The organism is Cytobacillus massiliigabonensis (assembly GCF_900199725.1).
Taxonomy (GTDB): domain Bacteria; phylum Bacillota; class Bacilli; order Bacillales; family Cytobacillaceae; genus Cytobacillus; species Cytobacillus massiliigabonensis.
The window spans coordinates 778,526-798,480 of sequence record NZ_LT904904.1 but is presented as its reverse complement, the minus strand read 5'-3'; the positions used below and the strand labels follow the sequence as shown (position 1 = coordinate 798,480).

The window sequence follows — 19,955 nt, the reverse complement described above, 5'->3', positions numbered from 1 at the left end:
CAAAGAAAATGGAAGAGCAAAAATATAAAGATCTAAAATTAGGAGAACGCGGGGCAATTATTAGTATTCTCGCTTATATTTGTCTATCTATCATAAAATTAGTTATTGCCTATATGAGTGACTCTGCAGCATTAAAAGCAGATGGGCTTAACAATACAACCGATATCGCTGCATCGATTGCTGTCCTCATCGGACTGAAGTTATCACAAAGACCGCCTGATAAAGATCATCGATATGGTCATTGGAAAAGTGAAACGATTGCCTCAATGGTCGCCTCTTTTATTATGGGTGCAGTTGGTCTGGAAGTGTTGATTGATGCGATCACTTCCATTTTTCAAGGAGAAAAAGAAACACCAGATATGATGGCGGCTTATGCAGGTATTTTTTCTGCACTAGCAATGTATATTGTATACCTTTACAACAAAAGGCTAGCCAATCAAATTAATAGCAAAGCCGTAATGGCAGCCGCAAAAGATAATCTTTCAGATGCGTGGGTAAGTATTGGGACAGCCGCAGGCATACTCGGTTCTCAATTAAGAATGCCCTGGCTGGATACGGTAACTGCTATTATTGTAGGACTTTTAATTTGCAAAACAGCCTTGGACATTTTTAAGCAAGCTTCTCATGAACTTTCAGATGGATTTGATGAAAAGAAAATTCAGCTTTATCAGGAAGTAATCATAAAGGTAGATGGTGTGAAAGGAATAAAAGAAATTAAAGGAAGGTACTACGGGAATAATGAGGTTATAGATGTTGTCATTCTTGTAAATTCCACATTGGATATTAAAGAAGCACATGATATCGCTACCCATGTTGAAAAGGTCATGATGCGGGATTACGGGGTTTATGATGTACACGTTCATGTGGAGCCGAATTAAACGAATAATTAAAACCTTTATCCTAACACATCTAAACAAAAAGCTATGTGAATATCATTTTCACATAGCTTTATTAAAATCGTAGTGAGATTTAAATTGCTCATCCGGTGTAGGAGTTGATTCTACAATCCCATCATATTTCTTCCTGTTTAATATGAATAATTAACTTTTCAAGCCACTCTATCGTATGCTCTGTTCTAGTTGAAAAATAGCCACTCAAAAATTCTCTAATTTTCTCCGAATCATCGCCAGTCTTTACATGCTCAAAATGATTGAGTTTCTCCGAGACAGTCTTGATATTTTTTAATTTTCTTTCAAGTATTTCTGCTACTTGATCACGATTCACATACTTCATGTTTGCTAAGCCAACGACCATATCCTTCATGTCTTCTGCCTGTTCAAACAGTTTGTAGATTAATGTCGGCAGTGCTTCACGACCTTTTTCCGTAATAGCAAATACTTGCTTATCTGGACGGTGCTCTTCCTTTATAATTTTGACTGGCTCAATTAAACCTTTCTTGGCTAATGAATCGAAATGGTAGTACAACTTGCTTTCTGTCAGCCCGCCTAGTTCATCCAATGGAATAGGCTCTGAAAGCTGTTTCTTTAATTTATAGGGATAATTATTATCCACCATTAGTTTGCTCAATATAAAAATTTGAATGGACATACTCGATGCTCCTTCAAGAAGAGTTTCCTCTTATTTTAGCAAAACTAAGCTGTAACTTCAGCTGCATTCTTTACATCTTCTGTTTCGGTCTTTGCTTCTAGTTCCTCAACTGGCATTGGTTTATGCAAGAATGTGACGATAGCGATATTAATTAACATCGCAGCTGCACCAACTGCGACCATAGACCAAATATAGGGACTTGGACTAATGCTGCCGTATAAGTTTGCGAAATACGCTTGTACAGAGTAATACATTGGTGAGATGTAGCTCATCCATTCATATGGAAGGTACATCATTTCACGTGTAATGGTTGCGCCATTTGCAATTGTTTGTATCAATAAAATTGGCAAGTTTAAGATCATCCCGCCCTCACCAACTAAGAAAATTAAAATCGCAGTGAAGTTAAAGGCAACCATATAGTTTAAAACTTGTTGTCCTAACAGGCTAAAGAACAGTTCTCCACTTGGTTCATTCACTAAGTAGGCTATGCCTGCAGCAGCTAATGATGATACTGCCGCAATCAATAATGCAACTAATTGTACATAAATGAATAAACGAGTTTTACTTGCTTTTCCGCGGCTAGCTTTAAAAGCACTTACTAATTGCATCGCTCCGATCATCGCACCAACATAGCCTGCCATTGTTAAGAACATTGGAAGCATATTATGATGCATTCCATTTGGAATATCATTAATAGTAACAATTTTTCCCACATAAGCTGTTTCAATCTTTTCTGCCAATTCAGCAGCTTGCTTTTCTGGTACATGTAAATTCATTAACACACTTTGAGCTGTTTGCTGCGTGAATTGTGCGCTAATCTGATTGTTAATTTGTGTGACGATGGAATTCATACTAGAAGAAACAACCGTTGCTCCTGCCTCATTCATTGTAAAGTCGATACTTGATGACGTTTTGCCCTCTTGCATATCCGCAGAAAATGTTTCAGGGATGTGCACGACTAATGCTAAATCATTTTTCTCTAAATCTTTTAAAGCTTGTTTATTTGATAAATCTGTATTGATTTCTTTAAACGGTAAATTTTCCTGTAACTGATCGGCAATCTTTGCCCCGTATTCCCCAGCATCATCATTGACAATGGCAATCGGCAGCTTATCAATATTTCCAGGAATTGCTGTATAACCTGGCAAAAAGATGCCTAGCATGGCAAGAGAATAGAAAATCCCCATGATAATAGCAGCAATCGCACCTTTTGTTTTTATGAATTGAGTAAATTTCATGATGTATCCTTCCTTAAACTGAATAGTTTTCTATTTCAATCAAAGTACTTTAATTAGAGTACTTAAATTAAATTACTTTCCTATTTTATTCTATGTTCAAATATAAAGTCAATCAATAAATCTTATTAATAACATTTTTATAGGTAAAACTAGTTTTTAATTTTAATAGCAATCAATTCCTTCAAAACTTTATTTATGATCTAATTTCCCACTTGAACCTACAGCTACGTTAGGTTTTATAATAAACCTATACTTTCATAGGGGAGGAATTTTTGATGAAAGGAAATGCTACGTTTTCTATTGGAGAATTCTCGGAAAAAACAGGAATATCCATTCGTACTTTGCACTACTATGACGAAATCGGTCTTTTACAGCCAGAAAAGAACCCAACGTCAGGACATCGAATTTACTGTCACCAAGATATCCTCACTTTGCAGAAAATTGTAAGTCTAAAGTTTCTTGGGTATAGCCTGGATAAAATCCTTCACTTATTACATGAATCAAGCTTTACTGATGATTTAAATGAAACGTTATCTCTCCACTTACAAGCATTAGAAAAGGAAAAAGAAAGAATCGGACAATCAATAGCGGCAATTAAGAGAGTTACTAAGTTACTAAGGGAAGAAGAGGAAGTAGAAAGTGCCATCTTATTCAGCCTCATCCATAGCATGCAAACGGAACATATACAAAAGGAATGGATGGAGCGGCACATGCAAGCAGATATAGTAGAAGAATTGTCAAAAAAAACGGAAGATGAGAAAAGCACCTTAGATCAAACATTTATTCAACTGGCTAAGGAAGTAAAACAGCTTTACGGCAAACCTGTAGAGGACCCTAAAGTACAAGAAATGATTAAAACATATATTGAAGCATCTTTTGCATTTCTTGGTGAGGATTTAATACAAAAACTAGCTGATGCTGACGTTGAAGAATTCGATATTCAAGAACTTGAAAACATGACCCCTTCCCCATTTACAGAAGATGAGCAGCTATGGCTTAACCAAGCAATGGAATACTGTATGAAACAAACAGAATCGAACTAGAAATATAGAGTACCTTTGGTGTTGTCACAATTTGCAAATCAGTTTTGCGGCAATAAAGATAATACTTTACAACAAAAAAAGAGAATCATGAGCGCAGCCATGACTCTCTTTTTTATATGGAAGCGTTTAGTGCACCTGCAAAGCGCTTGATTCCTTCTTCGATAGCCTTCTCATTTTCTCTAGCAAAAGTAAATCGCACACACCCTTTTTTGGATCCCATTGTAGTCCCAGGCACGTAAATGACTCCACGCTTAATCGCATTTTCCAATAACTTTATTTCATCTGCGTCTCTTCTTAATTTACACCAAATATGGATTCCACCTTGAGGAATCGTATATACCACTTGATCTTTTAAATAGTAATTAAGGCTTGAGACAATTTGATCCCGCCGCTTCTCTAATTCCTTCACTAATTTCTGAATATGTGAATGGAAATGTGCTGATTCTAAAAAATCGTTAGCGATCCATTGAGTAAAGCTTGCATGTCCAAAATCAATTTGCTGTTTGGCATCAGATAATCTTTCTATTACCGATCTCGGACCAATAATCCAGCCAATTCTAAGACCCGAAGCAACAACCTTTGATAAAGAACTAATGTATAGGACATTCCCATGGGTATCCATCGACTTTAATGTTGAAACTCTGTCGCCGTTAAAAGACATTAAACTATATGGATCATCTTCCACTACAGGTATGCCATGTTCAGAGGATATTTCCAAAATAGCTTTCCGCTGACCCTCTTTTAGCAAAGTGCCTGTTGGATTTTGAAAAGCTGGATTTAAAAATATCATTCGAATGCGATGTTTTTTATGTAATGCTATTAACTCGTCAGTGTCTATTCTCTGATCATTGACTGGTAAATAGTACGTTTTTATACCTGCTGTTTGAAATATTGGAAGATTGTAATGATAGGACGGGTCTTCTATTAACACTGCATCCCCAGGCTTTAACAAACATTGAACGACTAAATGCAAAGCTTGCTGTGCGCCAGAAGTAATTAGAATAGAAGAGGGATTTGTTTCAATATCGCGAAACTCCTTTACATGCTTTGCAATGGTCGTCCTTAATCCTGCATTCCCTTGGGGATGATCATAACCTAACCGACCAATAAAAGAGCGAGTGGACGTAATTTCCCTTAATGTACTTGTTGGAAAGAGATCCTCTGATAATTCACCGCTGGCTAAATTGATTAGTTCTTGCTCTTCCATCTCTTTGCGTATTCTTTGGGTGAGCGGCAGATTTGGCAAAAATGAACCAGCTTCAATATATCTGTTCCAGCTAGGGATACGTTTTTTTGTTATCCCCCAAATATCCTTGCTTATCATCGTGCCGCTTCCGCGAACTCTTTGAACTAAACCATTTGATTCAAGCTCATCATATGCAGCTACAACTGTACTCCTATTGATATTTAGTTCTTTCGCTAAGTATCTTTCCGATGGAAGTGGTTTATCTGGCGGAAACGTTCCATCAGCAATTCCATTTTCAATATAAACAGCAATTTGTTTATATATTGGCTTTTTAGCTTTTCTATCAATATTCCAGTCCATTTCATTACATCTCTTTTCATTCAAAATTATAACCTTATTTTCATTATTTCCATCTATTATAACGATAATTAGATCACAAATTGAACGATCCTGCCCATACTTGATTAAGTAAAAAAGCTAATGTACACTCCGAGTGCGGTAACAGATATGAGAATAACCGCAACATATATTAACGTTAAGTTGGCCGTATTTTTTTTTGCCGTTTCGCTATATTTTTCATCCGTCTTTCTCGTTACCATTAACGTCCCAACCAAGGCGATTAACAAAATAATAAAGACAAAAGCTATTAGAATTTTCATCGTCCACCTCTATACAATTATCAACTATATTAAGTAATCAGTATAAAATAGATCAATTGGAATTTACCGATCCACTTTAGAATAATTTTCACCATCCACTATATAAATTTAAGTTCTAAGAGGAGTTGACACCCATACTTTCCTTGCATAAAAATCCTCCAAAGTTTGTGCTAAAATAAATGCAGTGACTATTTCTACAATAATGAGGGATTTCATGTATAGGATAATGATTATTGAGGACGATGAAAAAATTAGAAGGATTGTCGCTGATACGCTAAAAAAGTGGCAGTATGATGTGGTGGAAGTAACCCAATTTGACCAGGTGCTTACAGCATTTGAACACAATAATCCGCACCTCGTTCTTATAGATATTAATCTTCCGGTTTTTGATGGGTACTACTGGTGTCAGCAAATACGTTCGATTTCCAAGGTTCCGATCATATTCCTTTCATCCAGAAATCAAAATATGGATATCATTATGGCGATTAATATGGGTGGGGATGACTTTATCCAGAAGCCTTTTGATTTAGATATCCTAATTGCAAAGATCAGCGCGCTCATCCGCCGCAAATATACCTATGAGGGCGATAAGAATATCAGCTTCCAGCATCGAGGCTTGAAGTTACATGTAACGAATTCGACCATTGAATATAATGGACAAACGATTGAATTAAGCAGAAATGAATTTATCCTTTTACAATTAATGATGCGGAATCTCGGGAAGATTGTTTCGCGTGAAGACTTAATGCAGTCTTTATGGAATGAAGAACAATTCGTCGATGATAACACACTGACCGTAAACGTGAACCGGATGCGAAAAAAAATTGCTGCGCTGGGACTAGAGGGCTACATTGTCACCCGAAAAGGAATGGGGTATTTAATCGAATGACCTTTCTGCGCTATTTAACCTATGAAAAGCCTTATATTTATTTGTATCTAGCTAGTTTCTTGATCTCGGCTGCAGTATTCTTCACTGATGCCGACGGAAGCTGGACATGGGAGACATTCATCTATGCCTTCACCCTATCCTCGATTGTGTTACTCGGTTTTCTATTATTTCGCTACCAGCAGCATGTACGTGTAATCCGGCAGATGAATAGTGAGGATTATGAAAGTTTGTCTCTGGAAGGAGAGTTTGCAAAAGCTCACATTGAAGAGCTAAAAAAAGAGCATATCCGTGAGATGAATCAGATTCAGGAAAGAAAAAATGAACATTATGATTTTATCGTCTCCTGGTTTCATGAAATAAAAACACCGATTGCTGTTCTTCGCCTACTTCAGCAAACCGATATGAACGCAGATAGTTTAAGGGAAGAAATCACGAAGATTGAAAATTACGTCGATCAAGCTCTCTATTACGCCAAGCTCGACAGCTTTAACCAGGATTACGATATACAAAAATGTGATATGATCAAAATTTCAAAGGAGATGGTAAAGTCTCATTCGAAAACCTTTTTTTCAAAAAAAATCCGCATTCACTTCCTTGCAGACCAGCTGGAGGTTCAAAGTGATCCAAAATGGCTTCAGTTCATCATCAATCAGCTGTTGACGAATAGTTTAAAATATACCCAGCCTGGTGGGGAAATCACTATATCTATATCCGAATCTCCTAAAGAAAAACAGTTCCTGATTCGGGACAATGGGATTGGCATCAGCCAGAAAGATCTTCCGCGAATTTTTAATCGCGGCTTTACCGGAGAAACGGGACGTACACATGCAAAGTCGACAGGAATGGGTTTATATTTAGCGCAGCAGTTAAGCAACAAATTAGGACATTATATTAGCTGTACGTCGAAAGTGAAGGAGTTCTCCGAATTTATCATTCACTTCCCGCTTGATATCGATCCATATGTACTGCTGAAAAAAACACACGGTGAGTAAAATCTCACCGTGTGTTTTTTTCACTGATAATTTTATAGTAAATGGATGCAGATGATACGTAAAAAATGAGATACGTCAACACATACAATCCCATAACAGAAAAAATAATTGTTGTTAAGGATGGTAAATCTTTTATCGCCAGGATAGCTGAGTAATATAGGAGAAACCAGCTATGCACTAGCCCAAGTATAAGTGGCGGTAAAAATACAAACAGCAATTGTTTCCGAATAATCTTTTTTATTTCTTTATCATCAACACCCATTTTTCGTAAAATAGCATAATGTTCCCGCTCTTCCGTAGCTTCACGCAGCTGTTTAAAATAAATGACACTTCCTAAAGCAAACAAGGCAATGACCGCAAAAAACGCAACAGAGAACAATACTAGAGAGGACGACTCTGTATCCGTAGAATGCATATCGATATAGGCTGAATAATAAGTTCCTTCTGCTTGCATCACGATATCATATATTTTTCGTGATAGGTCATTCGATGTTTTCGGATCTTCAATTTGATAAATTTCATAGGAAGAGAGCGTATACTTTTCTTTTAAGTTCTCGAAAGCTTCGTCTGAGATAATGAGTACAGAAGGCTGAAGATCGGTATCTCCACCAGGCTTTGTTGGGATACTTAACAATGGGTATCTTATTTTCTCCGCTATATGAAAGGTATAGCCGTCTAAAACGGTCATTGTTGGCTCAGGACTTTTATATTTGACCGGGTCATCGATTCCTCTCGTTAATACAATGGCTTCTTCCCCTTTTAAATCTACTTTTTCACCCACTTCACGCAATTCAACAATTGCATTTAATTGTGACTCAGGGAAAAGGTAAAACTCCTCTGTGTAATATTCAGGATGGCTTAAAAACGTTTTTCTATTTTGGATTTTTTCTGTTTGAATTCCTGTAATGGTTTCATGACCGATAATTGGGTGTGAGTCATCCATCAGTTTCTCAATATACTTTTGTGTTTCAGCATCCTGCGTCGAAAATGCAAAATGGTTAGGAAATTCTTTTTTTACAACCTCCCCTTTTACGGCGTAATCGACAGCAATAAAGCCAACTGTAAAAATGACAATCGCACTAATTAGCGAATTAAAAGTAAAGTTTACAGTATTTCCGCGAATGGAAAAACGAAGGGAGGAAATCCATAACATTTTATTGCCATGAAAGTAATTTTTGCTTTGGCTCATTTTTTGCAAAAGCCAGCCGGAAAACTGACGAAAAAATAAGTACGTTCCCACAATCAATGCCACTGTTGTAGCAATTAATGCTTGATTGAAATAATCTTTCCATATGTCTGTGCTATCTGCTATGGTAATCATGTAATAGGAAGCTGTAATCAATAGGATGGATACTATCGCCAAGACACGAGAAAAAGTTAGCGGTTTGTCCATTTTATCTTTTGCATGAAACAATTCAACTAATTGGACACGACGCACATTAAAATAACTTTGGATCGTAATAATGACGATTAATAAAGCAAATAAAGCAATAGTTAAGCCGATTGCTTCAAGCGGAAAAGCAAAAGAAATATCGTCATTGTAATGCATTAAGTTCATTAATACCGCACCGAAAAATTTAGATAGTAAGCCTCCGATTAAGATGCCGCTAGAAACAGAAATGGCGCTTAGGAATAACGTTTCAAAAAAGACCATTGCCGCAACTTGCCGTTCCTTCATCCCATAAAGTAAATACATCCCAAATTCCTTTTTCCTCTGCTTCATGAAGAAAGAGTTAGCATACAAAATAAAGAACACAATAAACAAAAAAACGATAATAGAGGCAATGAAAATGACCATTTTGTAGTTTTCTTTATTTTGAATCGCTTCTACAACATCTTCGTTAAACATTAAGCCTGAAAAGGTAAAGTAAATGACAACCCCGACAAGCATGGAAATAAAATATATGGTATATAAACGGAAGTTCCGCTTCATATTCCTCCATGATAAATCAACTATGTTCATCGCCGGTCACTTCCTATAGCACTTTGAATCGTTAGGATTTTATCAAAAAATTCTTTTTCCGATTGTTCCCCTTTAAACATTTCATTTACGATTTTTCCATCACGAAGAAAAATAACACGCTGGCAGTAGCTCGCTGCATACGGATCGTGTGTAATCATCAAAACGGTTGTCTTAAACGTTTTATTGAGTAATTGAATTTGTTCTAACAGCTGGGTGGCAGACCTTGAATCAAGTGCACCTGTTGGCTCATCGGCAAACACAATCGCCGGATTGGTTATGATTGCCCTTGCAGCAGCTGTACGCTGCTTTTGACCGCCGGAAATTTCAGATGGATATTGATGTAAAATCGATTCAATATTTAACGCTTCAATCAAATTCGCTAGTCGCTCCTCCATTACACGGGCAGGTGTTTTTTGCAGCGAGAGGGGCAGCAGGATATTCTCCTTCACCGTTAAGGTATCCAGCAAATTGTAATCTTGAAAAATAAATCCCATTCGCCTTTGGCGGAATTCTCGTAATGCTTTCTTTTTTAAATCTAACAGCGATTGCCCCTCGATCCAAACATCTCCTCCATTAAAGGAATCAATCGTTGAAAGAGTATTCATTAATGTCGTTTTCCCTGAACCGGAAGGTCCCATAATCGCAGTGAATTCCCCTTGCTCAATTTTTAAATCAATATTCTTTAAGACATGCGTCTTTCCATAAGATTTCGATAAGTTTTTTGTTTGTATAATTGCAGTCATTTGATCCATCCTCCTTCTCCACTTTAATATACCGGCTAATTTTCCTGCCAACCATCGATTTACCAATGTCTAAAGTGACATTTTTGTCATGTTGAGAAATAGATTTTCTTGAATTAGGCTTGCACTAAGCATTAATTATAAAACTGGTACCTACAAGGTTTGTTATGATATCCAATACAAAAGATAATACGTATAAATAATTTTCATAAAAAAACTTGACTCTAACCTTAGGTAATACCTCATAGTTGATGTCGAAAGGAGGAAATAATGAAATTAACAGTGAAAGATTTATCACGTATAGCTGGTGTTTCCATCAAGACCCTTCATCACTATCATAAGATTGGCTTATTAATTCCTAACGAAATTAGTGAAACAGGCTATCGGTATTATGGGTTAAAAGAAATAAATAGGCTACAAGAAATTCTTTTTTATAAAGAGTTAGATATTCCTTTGTTGGATATAAAAAATTTACTGGGAGAAAACTCAAATAGAGTCATTACTTTAGAAAAACAGATGATTCTTTTTGAAAAGAAAATTTGGAGATACCAACAATTAATCAAAACAATTACACGTTCAATAGAATATACAAAGAAGGGTGAAAAAATGGACAATACATTAATGTTTAAAGGCTTTGAAACGGAGGAAGAATGGAAAAATGCTCTTGAACAGCAAAATAATTATTTAAAGGAAAACTATAATACAGAAATTAATACCACCTCTATTAACATTAGCGAAATGAATATAATGGCAATTGAAGCAAAAAACTTCACAGATAGAATGGCGGAATTTTTAAGAAATGGAGTAAAGTATAACGATTCAAGTGTACAACATGCCGTTAACCAGCACCTCAAGTTTTTAAACAAAAACGGCCATCCTATCAGCAAAGAAGATTACGTTAATCAAACTAAGTTTTTCCTCCAAGATGATTTTCATAGAGACATGTTAGAACAACAGCAAATCGGACTAACATACTATTTAGTAGCAGTTGCAGAAAATTTATTAATAAATTAAGACAGCAGGAAAATTTCCCTGCTGTCTTTTTTGATGAGTTCTGAGGAACTATTCTATTCTGTAGCTTTGATGTGCTGCCCCTATATCTTGCTCATTTATCTTCTTTCTTTGACAAGCCTATCTGCATCTATAAAAGGCAGCAGTGGCTGTATTTCAGAAAATCCCTGTTTTTCAAGCGCATCCTTAGCCAGTTCTTGCAAGAATTCATTATCAAGGAATGGTGCGGCGCTGCAGATTGAAGAGAGGCCATTACGTTCACAGCTTTGCTTACTAATCTCCTCCATGCATTTCTTGTTTAAAAAGGGAAATAGACCATTCAATTCACGAAGACCATTTTTCGAGAATTCCTTCTTTGCGATATCTCCAATGCTTTCTTCAGAAAGAAAAGGAACAAGATACTTCAGTGCCTTTATTCCGTTCGACGCATACTCTCTTTCTGCTAGGTTTGACAAGTACTCCTCACTTAGAAATGGAAACAGCTTCACTAAATCATACAGCCCATTCTCTTGGTAAAATTCCTCAACTAATTCTTCCAAATACGCTTCGCTCAAATGGGGTGCAAGCACGTTCAAATCAGAGGTTCGGAGACTTTTCTCATTCGGCTTTACCGAGAGATCAACTTGATTAACTGTTAAAATGGGAGCCAGTGTCTTAATTTCTTCAAGGGGAATATCGGCTGGCTCCCCCTCCTTTTTCTCAATTAACTGTTTAACCGCAGCTGTCTCTTTTTGATTTAATAGCAGTTCATCAATGCTAACGCCTAATACTTCAGCTAATTCAGGCAGCTTTGTGATATCCGGCATAGTTTCCCCACGCTCCCAATTGCTGATAGCCTGGTATGTAACGCCTAACTTATCTGCCACCCCCATTTGCGTAAACTGATTTTCTTTCCTCAATTTTGCAATTTGCTTGCCAATCTTCTTCATATCCATCGCTTCTATCACTCCCTTTGTTTGAATAATTTAAGTCTAGACAATCAAACGAAGAAAGTATATCAAGTTCTCATTGAGTTGTTTGTTTCCCTTCCAGAAACCCCTTTGCATCAGATTATTTTGACTAATTAGCTAGGCAAAATACGCCAATTAGCCCAACTAAAGGAACGCTTGAGTTAGGCATCAATTTCCACAATTTCTTCTTCCTCTGTCCTCCCATTAGCAAAAATCCTTACTCCAAAAAATAGCCTGAAACGAAAATAAGCGCTGATCCTTATTACTGGATAGCGCCAGATTGCAGAAGAAATATTCATAATTACTTCCAATATTTTTTAAACTATATACAAGTTCAGAAAATTTCTTTCCTTCAATTTCAACACTTCAACAGTATCTATTTTTCTGCCTCCAAGTGATTCATAAAACTGACGAGAAATATTATCTTCAAAAACAACTTATAATTTTCCTTGTACCTATCACTTTTATTCAAACTTCCGTTTTCACAGATAAATCAACACTAGCCTCTGAAGAGCTTAGATTACAGCTTTAAATACCACTCCTGAGCCTTTTCTACTTCATTCATGGTCAATTGATGACCTCTATTCTCCCAATGAAGTTCTACATCCGCATTTGCTTTTACTAGTAAATTTTGCAATTCCACTGACTCCTCCGGTGAGCAAATCGGATCGTTTGTTCCTGCCGCAATAAAGACGGACTTCCCAGATAGGTCTGGAAGCTCGATTCCTCTTCTTGGTACCATAGGATGGTGAAGAATCGCACCTTTTAATGCATTTTGGAAATGAAATAGCAGGCTGGCTGCTATATTTGCTCCATTTGAATAACCGATAGCGATGATGTTATTACGATCAAATTCATACTTTTCTGCAGCCTCCGTAAGGAAATCATTTAATTCCCTCGTTCGAAAAATTAAATCCTCTTCATCAAATACACCTTCTGCTAATCTGCGAAAGAATCTAGGCATTCCATTTTCTAATACATTTCCGCGGACAGCTAACACATTTGCTTCATCATCTATTCTTCCTGCTAGCGGCAATAAGTCCAGTTCGTTCCCACCGGTTCCATGCAGCATTAATAACGTTGGTTTTGCTGGATTTTGCCCCTTATTAAATATGTGTTTCATTATTTATCCCCCTCTAGTACACGTACCTTCACATCAGGTAACATTTCCTCTAATTCTTCTCTTTTCGGTTCCAACCAGGATGGCAGCATCAGTTTCCCTCCAAGCTGGTCAGCTGGTTCATCTACCGTAAATCCAGGAGGGTCTGTTGCGATTTCAAAGAGAATGCCGCCGCCTTCATGAAAATACAGTGCTTTGAAGTAGTTCCGATCAAGGATCTCTGTTGGATAATATCCTTTTTCAAGGAGCAGCGTTCTCCATCTTTGATGCTCTTCTTCATCTTTTGCTCTCCATGCGATATGGTGAACCGTCCCAGCTCCCATTAACCCTCGAACAGCTGGTTTTAAATGGATGTCAATGATATTTCCAATATGTGCATGAGACTTGAATCTAAGAAATTCCTGTTCTTGTCCGATACATTCCACTCCGAGAATATTTTCTAAAACATCCGCTGTCTTATGTGGCTGTGCAGAATACAATACTGCTCCATCAAACCCTTTTATGGCATTCTCCTTGTGAACGTCTCCAAAGCTCCAAGTATTTATCGGTCCTTCCTCGCGCTCAACTAATTCAAGATGGAGCCCGTCTGGGTCATTAAATTTTATATAGGTTTCACCAAAACGATTCATGGTGGTGTATTCCACATCAAATTTTTTCAATCGGTGTTCCCAAAATGATGCAGATCCCTTAGGTATGGAATAGCTAGTAACACCTACCTGGCCTGTTCCAATTCTTCCTTTTAGCTGTTTCGCCCATGGAAAGAAAGTAATAATTGTACCTGGTTCTCCCGTTCCATTTCCAAAGTATAGATGATATACTTCTGGGCGGTCAAAATTAATTGTTTTTTTGACAAGCCGTAACCCTAGTACCCCTGCATAAAAATCAATATTCCGCTGTGCATCGTTTACCATCGCTGATATATGATGAATACCTGCTGTATTAAGCATATTTTTTCGCTCCACATCCAAATTTTGAAATCATCCTATTTCGGTCTTTCTATTTCGAAAATCTCTCCAATTTTTGCGTAAGATTGTCCTGCCAATCTGCTTATGGCTGCTAGTCCCTTAGGATCAATTCTTCCTTTATCATAAATCCCATCTTCTATATGAAATTGTACGACTCTTCCAATTACCAGATCACAGCCAGGAGTATCTGTGCCCCCTAATTCTAAAGATTGCTCTACTATACATTCCATTCGAATTTTCGATTCTTTCACACCCGGCACGGATATCCGCATACTTTGGACAGGTGTTAGATCCACTGCCTCTACTTCACTTTGTTCAGATGAGAGGCTGGCCGCTGTTTGATTGATTTTTTCTACATTTTGTTCATCAACTATGTGGATAACAAATTCTTTTGATTCCAAGATATTTCGGGCGGTATCCTTCATTTTTCCGTTTGAGCGTTGAATGGATAACGATATCATTGGAGGATTTGATGAAACAATAGTAAAGTAGCTAAATGGTGCACCGTTCAAAACTCCATCCTTCGACATTGTTGTAACAAATGCAATCGGTCTAGGAATTATACTTCCTATCAATAATTTATAGTTTTCCCTTTCAGACATGGATTCTGGGTCAATCGATAGCAAAGTGATCATTCCTTTCCATCAATTAATCTAACTCTCTCACTTCAATCGGAATCAATGTTCGTTCAAGCTGTTCTCTATATTGCTCATACTGCTCAGGCAACATTAATTTATCACCCATCGTTTCATGGGATTCATCGTGTGAAAACCCTGGCGGATCCGTCGCAATTTCGAACAGAATTTCTCCATGCTCTCTAAAGTAAATCGCATTAAAATAATTTCTATCCCTTACAGGAGTAACACCATACCCATTAGCCGCTACATACTTCTGCCAATCTAATTGATCCTCATCATCTTTTGCCCGCCATGCAATGTGATGAACTGTTCCAACGCCCATTTGCCCACGGCCAGTCGTTGTCAATTTTAGGTCAATGATATTTCCTATTTCAGCCGTTGAACGAAAACGAATAAAGTCTCCCTCTTGACCCACTTCTTCTAGTCCCATTACTTTTTTTAATAATTCTGCTGTTTTGTCCGGTTGAGCAGATAATAGGGTAGCTCCACCAAAACCTTTGATCGCGACATCAGGTGTTATCTCTCCAAAAGTCCAAGGGTTATTTTCCCCTGCTTCTCTTTCAACCATTTCCAAGTGCAGACCATGAGGATCATCAAAGGCCAAATACTCTTCTCCAAAACGTTCCATGATCGTATAATGAACATTAAATTTATCCAATCTCTTTTTCCAAAATTCCAATGAGCCCTCTGGAATAACATAAGAAGTAACCCCTACTTGTCCATCCCCAATCACCCCTTGGCGAGCTCCTGCCCATGGGAAAAATGTAATAATCGTACCAGGCTTTCCTCCTTCATTTCCAAAATAAAGATGGTAGGTTCCTGGATCATCGAAATTGACTGTTTGTTTCACTAAACGCAAACCTAATACTCCAGCGTAAAAATCAATATTTTCTTGCGGGTGTCCGACAATTGCTGTAATATGGTGTATCCCCATTGTTTTTTTGCTCATTTTTTTCACTCCATCTGCACTTATTTATCTTTAGCATAATTACTGAGCACATCCATCAAGATTGTTTGATAATGATCTGCTCAACCTTCATACTTCTTTTCATGATTGTTACTATATACATGTGCATAGATTATACACATGTATATAGTATATTTTTAGTTAGATTTACTAAAGTTTATCGGATTGTGAATAATGCTTTTGACCAAGGAAGTAATTGATCTAACATTTGGTTAACTGAATCCTCTTGGACTGCCTTTGGTTTAAAGTCAGTACCGTTTTCAAAATCAGTAAATAATGACAGTGCTGGATGCACACGAACGTCAGCAACTAGCAATTCTCCTAAAATGCCACGTAAATGTTCTGCTGCACGAGCACCGCCTACTGAACCGTAAGATACGATTCCAGCTGCTTTGTTATTCCACTCGTCACGAAGATAGTCTAATGCATTTTTAAGTGCACCAGTAATGGAATGGTTGTATTCTTGAACGATAAATACGAATCCATCTTGAGCTGCAATGATTTCTGACCATGCTGCTGCACCTGAAGCGTCTGCACCTGCTTCACCAAGTAATGGCAGTTTGTAATCTGCAATATCAATAACTGTATAGTTAGCGTCACCGCGTTTGTCTGCGATTTCTTTTACCCATGCACCTACTTGTGGACTCACTCTTCCTTCACGTGTAGACCCTAAAATAATACCAATGTTTAATTTTGTCATCGTTTCTTCCTCCTCTTGTTTTGCTCCAAATAATTTAGTTAAAAATCCCATTTTATTTGTTCACCTCCTTACAAGTATTCCTTGTTCATTTTCAATTTATAAATTGCATGAATTTGGCTTACTAATGTTCAATTTATTTACTGCTTATAATTGCAGAACCGTGATGTAGACCTTTTTAAGTTTATGCGCCCATGAATAATCTCTCTATTTAAGTTATCTCGGATTTGAGATTTTACTATAAAAAAATTAATTGTTTATTGCTTTACAACCTACTCGCTTTAATAATTCAATTGTTTGATTAACCTCATCCGCATTTAAATCATTAAAAACTTCTTCAATTTTGATTGCATGCTGTGGGATGATTTCATCCATTAATGCTTTGCCTTCACCAGTTAAAACTGCATATATAACTCGTCGATCTTCTGGACATCCTTGGCGTCTTACATACTTTTTTTGCTCAAGTTTGTCTACAACATAGGTGATGCTGCTGCTGGAAATAAGAACCTTCTTTCCAATCATTTGAATGGGTTGGTCCCCCATATGATACAACAGTTCTAAGACCGAATATTCCGTAGGATTTAACCCATAATTTGCTACATCTTTTCGAATGACTTCTTGAATAGCTTGGGAGGCACGAAGTATGACAGTTTCGGCTTTCAATTCATCACTAGCTCTACCCATTCATATCACTCCTTAAAACAAGTAAATGATTCTGAACTTATCATGTAAATTTCAGCTTCATCCCTCAAGCTTTAAAAATACTAATTATGCTGCTGGATTTACTTCTAATTCAACTTTAATTTTGATATCTTTTCCCACTAAGACGCCACCTGTTTCAAGTGCTGCGTTCCATGTAAGACCAAATTCCTCGCGGTTGATTTTTGTTTCTGCTTCGAAACCATACACTTCAACACCCCATGGATTTGTTCCTTTGCCACCGTATTCAACATCGAATGTTACTTGTTTAGTTACACCCTTGATTGTTAAGTCACCAGTTACTTTGTAGTCATCTCCATCTTTTGTAATGCTTGTAGAAGTAAAGTCAATGGATGGATTACTCTCTACATCAAAGAAATCAGCTGATTTCAAGTGATTATCTCGATCTTCATTTTTTGTGTTAATACTAGCAACATCAAACTTGAATGAGATTGAAGCAGTTGTTAAATCGGATAAATCAGCTGCTTCTACATTTGCTGTATAAGAATCAAACTGACCTTTTACTTTTGATACCATCATGTGTTTTACTTCAAATCCTACTGATGAATGTGATTGATCTACTGTCCATTTTGCCATTTTAACTTCCTCCAATTTGTTTAGGATAATTTTTATCTTGAATTCGAGATATGTGTTCAAAAAAATAAGTGCTTCATTTTTATTCGAATTAAAGTATCTTTAACTCGAGATAAATTTATCACATGTACTTATTCATTGTCAACATTTTTAGGTAATATATTATTTCAGTTTTTTTTCCTATTTCCAAATTCATTTATACTCAACCAAAATTAAGGAGGTTCCTTACAAAGAAACACCCCTTTAAAGAAAAAATCCAAAAGGGGTGAGACTGTAACTTTATTTTATGTTTGAAGCATATTATTCGCTTATCCAATCCAATTATTGTAAAAATATATGAGTGATTTTAAACTCACAAAATAAAAAACCACCAAATATGTATTTGGTGGAGACGGAGGGAGTCGAACCCTCGTCCAGAAACATCGGCACTTAAGCTTCTACGAGTGTAGTCGACATATTCGCATTTCGCCGATCCTTCTGCCTATCGACAGGCGTCCGGTCAGCTAGTCTGGTTGTTCTCTTCCTTTTTCCTCAGACGGTGGAATCCGGCGTAGCCCACTTAGAGTGAGTCCGCTACCCTACCACATGGGCAATGGAGGGGCGAACCGCTAAGCGCTATTAAGCAGCTAAAGCGAAGTTGTTTTGTTGTTTGCCAGTTATAGGCTTTGACGTTTTAACGAGGCCGATCCCCTCGACTCGCAACCTAAGCTCGAACTATCCCTGTCGAATCCGTAGCGTCCCCATTATAGAAATGCGCTAAGCGCGCCTAGTTATCGGCTTATGACCTCGAGCCGATGATGCCTAGAGCTGGACAGCTAAGAAATATCAGCGGTGAATCTCTTCGTCAACGAAGGTCGTCAGCATCCTCTCGTACAAATACGTACGCTCCGGGACTTCCTCAATCGTTTCCTCGATCTAATTGCCGCTTTTTTTCAATGATGTGCAGCGAATTTTTTACGCTGACGACATCCGGAATGCTCAAAGAGCTGAGCTAAAGATTGTTAATGTCACTCGCTGTGACATTTATTATTATAGCATATATAACTGCAAATTCAATTGTAAGTTTTTGTAATTACATTTTCTGTCTTTCTCTAAAAGCACGCTCCACTTCGCGTTTTGCTTCTTTCTTCTTTAAATCCTCACGCTTATCATACTTCTTTTTCCCTTTAGCAAGACCTATTAAAACTTTTGCGTATCCATTTTTCAAGTAAAGCTTTAATGGGACAAGTGCGTAGCCAATTTCTTTCGTTTCTCCAATGAGTTTGCTGATTTCTTTATTATGCAGAAGCAGCTTTCTTTCTCGGAGCGGATCATGGTTGTAGCGGTTGCCCTGTTCATATGGACTGACGTGCATCCCGATTAAGAACACTTCTCCTTTATCAATTCTTGCATAGGAGTCTTTCAAATTCACTTTTCCCTGTCTAATCGATTTAATTTCCGTACCTTGCAGGACTATCCCAGCTTCATACGTCTCTTCTATTGAATAGTCATGATAAGCCTTTTTATTTTGCGCGATCATTTTCCCTGCGCCTTTTGGCATTGCCATTCCCCCTTGCTTCTTCTAATCTGTCAGTTCATTTTGGGGGCTGTCAGATAGAATAAAGTTTTTTATATTGTACCAAAAAAATAGAGTCCTCTCAACGAAGAGCCCTTCCAATCTAGGGGAAAGCCTTACTTATGCAAGGTCTTTTTAGTTAACAGTTTCCCTTCTAGTGACCATATTTTCGCTTTTTTATTCTTTTCGGGCACAATCCAGACTCTTTCGTGACCGCGGCCTCGCTTTTTTACTCTTTTCGGGCACAATTCTGCCTCTTTCGTAACCGTGGTCTCGCTTTTTTACTCTTCTCGGGCACAATTCAGACTCTTTCGTGACCGGGGTCTCGCTTTTTTACTCTTCTCGGGCACAATTCAGACTCTTTCGTGACCGGAGTCTCGCTTTTTTATTCTTCTCGGGCACAATTCTGCCTCTTTCGTGACCGCGGTCTCGCTTTTTTACTCTTCTCGGGCACAATTCAGACTCTTTCGTGACCGCGGTCTCGCTTTTTTACTCTTCTCG

Annotated in this window: 20 protein-coding genes and 1 other RNA gene; 5 read left to right on the top strand and 16 right to left on the bottom strand. The window is 37.5% G+C overall.

The window, feature by feature from the left end; translation table 11 throughout:
* Nucleotides 1-8 precede the first annotated feature (8 nt).
* Nucleotides 9-878 (top strand): cation diffusion facilitator family transporter, encoded by an 870-nt coding sequence (locus C1726_RS14925; RefSeq protein WP_102273887.1) that lies wholly within the window; start codon nucleotides 9-11, stop codon nucleotides 876-878.
* A gap of 133 nt (nucleotides 879-1,011) precedes the next feature.
* On the opposite strand, the gene C1726_RS14920 is transcribed toward C1726_RS14925, so the two are convergent.
* Nucleotides 1,012-1,548, bottom strand: a complete 537-nt coding sequence (locus C1726_RS14920; RefSeq protein ID WP_102273886.1) for a PadR family transcriptional regulator — start codon at nucleotides 1,546-1,548, stop codon at nucleotides 1,012-1,014.
* A gap of 44 nt (nucleotides 1,549-1,592) precedes the next feature.
* On the bottom strand, nucleotides 1,593-2,786 hold the full coding sequence (locus tag C1726_RS14915; protein WP_102273885.1) for a YhgE/Pip domain-containing protein: 1,194 nt from the start codon (nucleotides 2,784-2,786) through the stop codon (nucleotides 1,593-1,595).
* A 275-nt stretch (nucleotides 2,787-3,061) separates the two neighbouring features.
* Here C1726_RS14915 and C1726_RS14910 point away from each other — a divergent pair, with 275 nt between their 5' ends.
* Nucleotides 3,062-3,829 carry a MerR family transcriptional regulator gene (locus C1726_RS14910; protein WP_102273884.1) on the top strand — a complete coding sequence of 256 codons (768 nt, stop codon included), beginning with the start codon at nucleotides 3,062-3,064 and terminating at the stop codon, nucleotides 3,827-3,829.
* A gap of 112 nt (nucleotides 3,830-3,941) precedes the next feature.
* On the opposite strand, the gene pdxR is transcribed toward C1726_RS14910, so the two are convergent.
* Together pdxR and C1726_RS14900 are read right to left on the bottom strand one after the other, a co-directional pair.
* Nucleotides 3,942-5,375: a MocR-like pyridoxine biosynthesis transcription factor PdxR gene (pdxR, locus tag C1726_RS14905; RefSeq protein WP_102273883.1), complete on the bottom strand. Its 1,434-nt coding sequence runs from the start codon at nucleotides 5,373-5,375 to the stop codon at nucleotides 3,942-3,944.
* 104 nt (nucleotides 5,376-5,479) lie between these two features.
* Nucleotides 5,480-5,674 carry a hypothetical protein gene (locus C1726_RS14900; protein ID WP_102273882.1) on the bottom strand — a complete coding sequence of 65 codons (195 nt, stop codon included), beginning with the start codon at nucleotides 5,672-5,674 and terminating at the stop codon, nucleotides 5,480-5,482.
* Nucleotides 5,675-5,888: 214 nt separating this feature from the next.
* Here C1726_RS14900 and C1726_RS14895 point away from each other — a divergent pair, with 214 nt between their 5' ends.
* On the top strand, nucleotides 5,889-6,563 hold the full coding sequence (locus C1726_RS14895; RefSeq protein WP_102273881.1) for a response regulator transcription factor: 675 nt from the start codon (nucleotides 5,889-5,891) through the stop codon (nucleotides 6,561-6,563).
* Nucleotides 6,560-7,555, top strand: a complete 996-nt coding sequence (locus C1726_RS14890) for a sensor histidine kinase (protein ID WP_102273880.1) — start codon at nucleotides 6,560-6,562, stop codon at nucleotides 7,553-7,555. Before C1726_RS14895 ends, C1726_RS14890 begins: the two co-directional genes overlap by 4 nt.
* A gap of 4 nt (nucleotides 7,556-7,559) precedes the next feature.
* On the opposite strand, the gene C1726_RS14885 is transcribed toward C1726_RS14890, so the two are convergent.
* Together C1726_RS14885 and C1726_RS14880 are read right to left on the bottom strand one after the other, a co-directional pair.
* The gene (locus C1726_RS14885; RefSeq protein WP_102273879.1) at nucleotides 7,560-9,518 is read right to left on the bottom strand and encodes an ABC transporter permease; all 1,959 of its coding nucleotides are present in this window, start codon (nucleotides 9,516-9,518) and stop codon (nucleotides 7,560-7,562) included.
* The gene (locus C1726_RS14880) at nucleotides 9,515-10,261 is read right to left on the bottom strand and encodes an ABC transporter ATP-binding protein (protein WP_102273878.1); all 747 of its coding nucleotides are present in this window, start codon (nucleotides 10,259-10,261) and stop codon (nucleotides 9,515-9,517) included. The genes C1726_RS14885 and C1726_RS14880 overlap by 4 nt, the downstream gene beginning before the upstream one ends.
* 267 nt (nucleotides 10,262-10,528) lie before the next feature.
* Here C1726_RS14880 and C1726_RS14875 point away from each other — a divergent pair, with 267 nt between their 5' ends.
* Entirely contained in the window at nucleotides 10,529-11,272 is a 744-nt protein-coding gene (locus C1726_RS14875; protein WP_102273877.1) for a MerR family transcriptional regulator, read from the top strand.
* A gap of 95 nt (nucleotides 11,273-11,367) precedes the next feature.
* Here the strand turns inward: C1726_RS14875 and C1726_RS14870 are convergent, their stop codons facing one another.
* The 10 genes from C1726_RS14870 to smpB all read right to left on the bottom strand — a co-directional run bounded on the left by C1726_RS14870 (nucleotide 11,368) and on the right by smpB (nucleotide 19,439).
* Nucleotides 11,368-12,204 carry a helix-turn-helix domain-containing protein gene (locus C1726_RS14870; protein ID WP_102273876.1) on the bottom strand — a complete coding sequence of 279 codons (837 nt, stop codon included), beginning with the start codon at nucleotides 12,202-12,204 and terminating at the stop codon, nucleotides 11,368-11,370.
* 535 nt (nucleotides 12,205-12,739) lie between these two features.
* Nucleotides 12,740-13,342: an alpha/beta hydrolase gene (locus C1726_RS14865; RefSeq protein ID WP_102273875.1), complete on the bottom strand. Its 603-nt coding sequence runs from the start codon at nucleotides 13,340-13,342 to the stop codon at nucleotides 12,740-12,742.
* The gene (locus tag C1726_RS14860) at nucleotides 13,342-14,286 is read right to left on the bottom strand and encodes a ring-cleaving dioxygenase (RefSeq protein ID WP_102275820.1); all 945 of its coding nucleotides are present in this window, start codon (nucleotides 14,284-14,286) and stop codon (nucleotides 13,342-13,344) included. Before C1726_RS14860 ends, C1726_RS14865 begins: the two co-directional genes overlap by 1 nt.
* Nucleotides 14,287-14,321: 35 nt before the next feature.
* On the bottom strand, nucleotides 14,322-14,930 hold the full coding sequence (locus C1726_RS14855) for a flavin reductase family protein (protein WP_102273874.1): 609 nt from the start codon (nucleotides 14,928-14,930) through the stop codon (nucleotides 14,322-14,324).
* Nucleotides 14,931-14,952: 22 nt separating this feature from the next.
* Nucleotides 14,953-15,891, bottom strand: coding sequence for a ring-cleaving dioxygenase (locus tag C1726_RS14850; protein ID WP_102273873.1), 939 nt, complete (start codon nucleotides 15,889-15,891; stop codon nucleotides 14,953-14,955).
* A 175-nt stretch (nucleotides 15,892-16,066) separates the two neighbouring features.
* A complete protein-coding gene (locus C1726_RS14845; protein WP_102273872.1) occupies nucleotides 16,067-16,660 on the bottom strand; it encodes an NADPH-dependent FMN reductase in 594 nt (197 codons plus the stop codon).
* Nucleotides 16,661-16,855: 195 nt separating this feature from the next.
* The gene (locus tag C1726_RS14840; protein ID WP_102273871.1) at nucleotides 16,856-17,290 is read right to left on the bottom strand and encodes a MarR family winged helix-turn-helix transcriptional regulator; all 435 of its coding nucleotides are present in this window, start codon (nucleotides 17,288-17,290) and stop codon (nucleotides 16,856-16,858) included.
* Between the two features lie 84 nt (nucleotides 17,291-17,374).
* A complete protein-coding gene (locus C1726_RS14835) occupies nucleotides 17,375-17,902 on the bottom strand; it encodes a YceI family protein (RefSeq protein ID WP_102273870.1) in 528 nt (175 codons plus the stop codon).
* Nucleotides 17,903-18,282: 380 nt separating this feature from the next.
* Nucleotides 18,283-18,641: a transfer-messenger RNA gene (ssrA, locus tag C1726_RS14830) on the bottom strand.
* 330 nt (nucleotides 18,642-18,971) lie between these two features.
* Complete coding sequence (gene smpB / locus C1726_RS14825; RefSeq protein ID WP_102273869.1) at nucleotides 18,972-19,439, bottom strand: SsrA-binding protein SmpB; 468 nt, start codon at nucleotides 19,437-19,439, stop codon at nucleotides 18,972-18,974.
* Nucleotides 19,440-19,955: the final 516 nt, after the last annotated feature.